A 3,298-nucleotide genomic window follows, 5' to 3' on the forward strand; every position below is an offset into this window, starting at 1 on the left:
CGACTCACCGAGTTCATGACGGAGTTCGTGTTCCCGGCCGAGGCCTCCTACGACGCATACCGCCACGAGAAGGGGCCCGACGACCACACCGTTCCGCCGGTCGTCGAGGAGTTGAAGCTCAAGGCCAAGGAACGGGGGCTGTGGAATCTCTTCCTGCCGTCCGAGTCGGGGCTGACCAACCTGGAGTACGCGCCGCTGGCCGAGCTGACGGGCTGGAGCATGGAGCTGGCCCCGGAGGCGACCAACTGCGCGGCGCCCGACACCGGCAACATGGAGACCTTGCACCTGTTCGCCAATGACGAGCAGAGCAAGCAGTGGCTCGAGCCATTGCTGAACGGCGAGATCCGCAGCGCATTCGCGATGACCGAGCCCGCCGTGGCCTCCAGCGACGCCCGCAACATCCAGACCACCATGCTGCGCGACGGTGGCGACTACGTCATCAACGGCCGCAAGTGGTGGATCTCGGGTGCGGCCGACCCGCGCTGCAAGATCCTCATCGTGATGGGGCGCACCAACCCCGATGGCGCAAGCCACCAGCAGCAGTCGATGATCCTGGTGCCCGTCGACACCCCCGGGGTATCGATCGAGCGCTCGCTTCCGGTGTTCGGCTGGCAGGACCAGCACGGCCACTGCGAGGTGTCATTCGACAACGTGCGAGTCCCGGTGGGGAACCTGCTCGACGAGGAGGGCAGCGGCTTCGCCATCGCGCAGGCGCGGCTCGGACCTGGCCGCATCCACCACTGCATGCGCGCGATCGGCGTGGCCGAGCGGGCGTTGGCGTTGATGGTCGACCGGGTGAACAAGCGCATCGCGTTCGGCAAGCCGTTGGCTGAGCAGGGCGTGGTGCAGCAGCAGGTTGCCCAGTCCCGCAACGAGATCGACCAGGCCAGGTTGCTCTGCCACAAGGCGGCCTGGGTGATCGACGAGAAGGGCAACAAGGAAGCCCGCAACGAGGTCGCGATGATCAAGGCGGTCGCACCTCAGATGGCGTGCAACGTCATCGACCGCGCAATCCAGGTGCACGGCGCGGCCGGCATCAGTGACGACACCGTGCTGGCCCGGCTTTACGGCTGGCACCGCGCCATGCGGCTGTTCGACGGCCCCGACGAGGTGCACATGCGCAGCATCGCCCGCGCCGAACTCGGCCGTGAGAAGACCGCGTTCGCCGCGGCGGTGACCCCGTAGTGGCGGGCGGCGATCTGTCGGGGGCATGGAACTTTCGTGACGTCGCGGAGCAGACAGGGATCCGGCCGGGACGGTTCTACCGGTCCAGCGAGCTGAGCCGGCTCGACGACGACGGCCGCGAGGCCATGCGGCGGCTCGGCATCACCGACGTCGCGGACCTGCGGTCGCTGCGAGAGGTGGAGCGGCGCGGATCGGGTCTGGTGCCCGACGGCGTCGAGGTCCACCTGCTGCCGTTCCACGAGCTGTCCAACCAGAGCCCCAAGGGCGCGGAGGCGCCGCACGAGTACGCCTTCGAGCGGATGATGACTGAGAAGCCCGACGACGAGGACGCCACCATCGCGGCTGGGCGCTTCATGACCGAGGAGTACCGCCGCTTCCCGACGTTGGCCGGTGCGCATCTCGCTGTGCGCCAGGTCATTTCAATGCTGGCCGATGAGCGGCCCGTCATCACCCACTGCTTTGCGGGCAAGGACAGGACCGGGTTCACCGTCGCGGTGGTGCTCGAGGCCGCCGGCGTTCCCCGCGACGCGATCCTGGCCGACTTCCTGCGGAGCAACGAGGCGGTGCCGCAACTCCGGGACCGCATCCTCGAGTCGATCCGCAATCGAGCCGGTGAGAACACCACCGACGAGATCATCACGTTCGCCGAGGCGCGGCTCACCGAAGAGGTGCTAGGCGTGCGCGAGGACTACTTGTCCGCGTCGCGGCAGACCATCGACGAGAAGTACGGATCGCTGCCGAATTACCTTGATGCGCTTGGTATGACGGACGACCAGGTGTCTCGGCTGCGCACTTCCTTGCTGTCCTGACGCTGGGCCGCCGCGTCTAGACCCATGTGGGCAAGTGCCCACCTACGAGCGACATTCACCGCGGCCGCTGCTACCGCGCGCCAGCCCCACCGGTGGCATGTGGATGTTTGCCCACCTTCGAGCGACAATCCGGCAGGTGTGTCGGAGCGCGGTGTCATTGTCTCGGCATGTCTGCCCCACGAACTCTGCGCGGAGTCGAACTCCGTTACGCACTCACGATGTATCTCGCCCAACACGGTCCACAGACGGTGGCCCAACTGATCGACGCGTTGACCTATCAGGGATTCCAATTCAGCGGGCGGCCCTCGAAGGCCGTCTCCGATGCGCTCCGTTGGGAGATCGGGCACGGCAGAGTCCGCAGACGGGGGTGGGGCCGCTACGGCCCCGGTCCGATCCCTCGCTCTACCGCGCACCGGATACACCAACGGGTGCTGACCATGCGCGAGGAGGCGCAGGGTCGCCAGTTCGATCTGAGCGGGTGGGACGGTCCGTACTGGTCCAGCGAGTGACGCGGGAATGTCGCTCGTAGCTGGGCACTTCACATAGTGGTTCTGCGCCGCGTCAGTCGCCGGCCACCTCGATGTCGGACATCAGCACACGCACCCCACCGGTGGACAGCCGGCCCAAAGCCTCGAAGAACGCACCGGCCTCAGGCGTAGTAACCGCCAGGCAGGCGGCGTCGTACTCGGGGTAGTAGAGGTCGATCATCCGATACGCAGGGGTCGGCGAACCGTCCTCCTTCGGCCACACCTTCGACGTCTCGAAGCGAATGTGGCCAGGAATCCTTCGCGCCGCCTCCAATTGTTCAGCCTCGTAGGCCGCTTCGAAGGCCCCCGGATCGGTGGGGTTGTCGTAGATGACCGTGATCTTCGTTTCAGACAAGGCAGATCCTCCGCTTCATTGGTTGGCTGTCATGATGATGGACCGTTCCTCAAGACTGAGCAGGAGTGAGTCTTGCTCGGTTGCGGCCCGAACGGTGTTGGCCGCGGGTGGCGGGGGTTCCCCGGTGGACCGGTACGCCTCGTGGTGGGCGTGTCGGTGGGCCGGGACTGCCGTGCTTACCCACGTGGCCGGGTGGGTGATCGGGCCTGGCCGGTGGTGTGCCCGTAGCGGTCCGCTGTCCGTTGCGGGGTCCTGCCGGCCGTCGCCTGATCGCCATGCCGAGGCCACGTCTGCCGATCGCGGCCGCCGCGGCGTGATGCCGGGTGACCGGTTCGGAAGTCTGCTGCTGTAGGGGTGTCGCCCAGTGCTGGGCACCCCACTTACTGGTGTAGGCCGGATCCACCCCGATCACCGCGATCCCC

Annotated in this window: 4 protein-coding genes; 3 read left to right on the forward strand and 1 reads right to left on the reverse strand. The window is 67.0% G+C overall.

From position 1 onward, the window contains the following. The 3 genes from QOC69_RS12325 to QOC69_RS12335 form a co-directional block, all read left to right on the forward strand. Positions 1-1,185: acyl-CoA dehydrogenase family protein (locus tag QOC69_RS12325; RefSeq protein ID WP_526439791.1), on the forward strand; the 1,185-nt coding region annotated here is incomplete at its 5' end. Next, positions 1,185-1,994 (forward strand): tyrosine-protein phosphatase, encoded by an 810-nt coding sequence (locus QOC69_RS12330; RefSeq protein WP_526439793.1) that lies wholly within the window; start codon positions 1,185-1,187, stop codon positions 1,992-1,994. The genes QOC69_RS12325 and QOC69_RS12330, both read left to right, overlap by 1 nt. A gap of 167 nt (positions 1,995-2,161) precedes the next feature. Continuing rightward, positions 2,162-2,503, forward strand: a complete 342-nt coding sequence (locus QOC69_RS12335) for a hypothetical protein (protein WP_526439795.1) — start codon at positions 2,162-2,164, stop codon at positions 2,501-2,503. Positions 2,504-2,555: 52 nt separating this feature from the next. Here the strand turns inward: QOC69_RS12335 and QOC69_RS12340 are convergent, their stop codons facing one another. Further along, positions 2,556-2,876, reverse strand: coding sequence for an EthD family reductase (locus QOC69_RS12340; RefSeq protein WP_526439797.1), 321 nt, complete (start codon positions 2,874-2,876; stop codon positions 2,556-2,558). Between the last annotated feature and the right edge of the window lie 422 nt (positions 2,877-3,298).

The organism is Mycobacterium sp. (genome assembly GCF_032162105.1).
Lineage (GTDB): Bacteria > Actinomycetota > Actinomycetes > Mycobacteriales > Mycobacteriaceae > Mycobacterium.

Bases quoted from the DNA above. Each gene is read 5' to 3' on its own strand.
- QOC69_RS12335 (WP_526439795.1), top strand. From the start codon at position 2,162: ATGTCTGCCCCACGAACTCTGCGCGGAGTCGAACTCCGTTACGCACTC.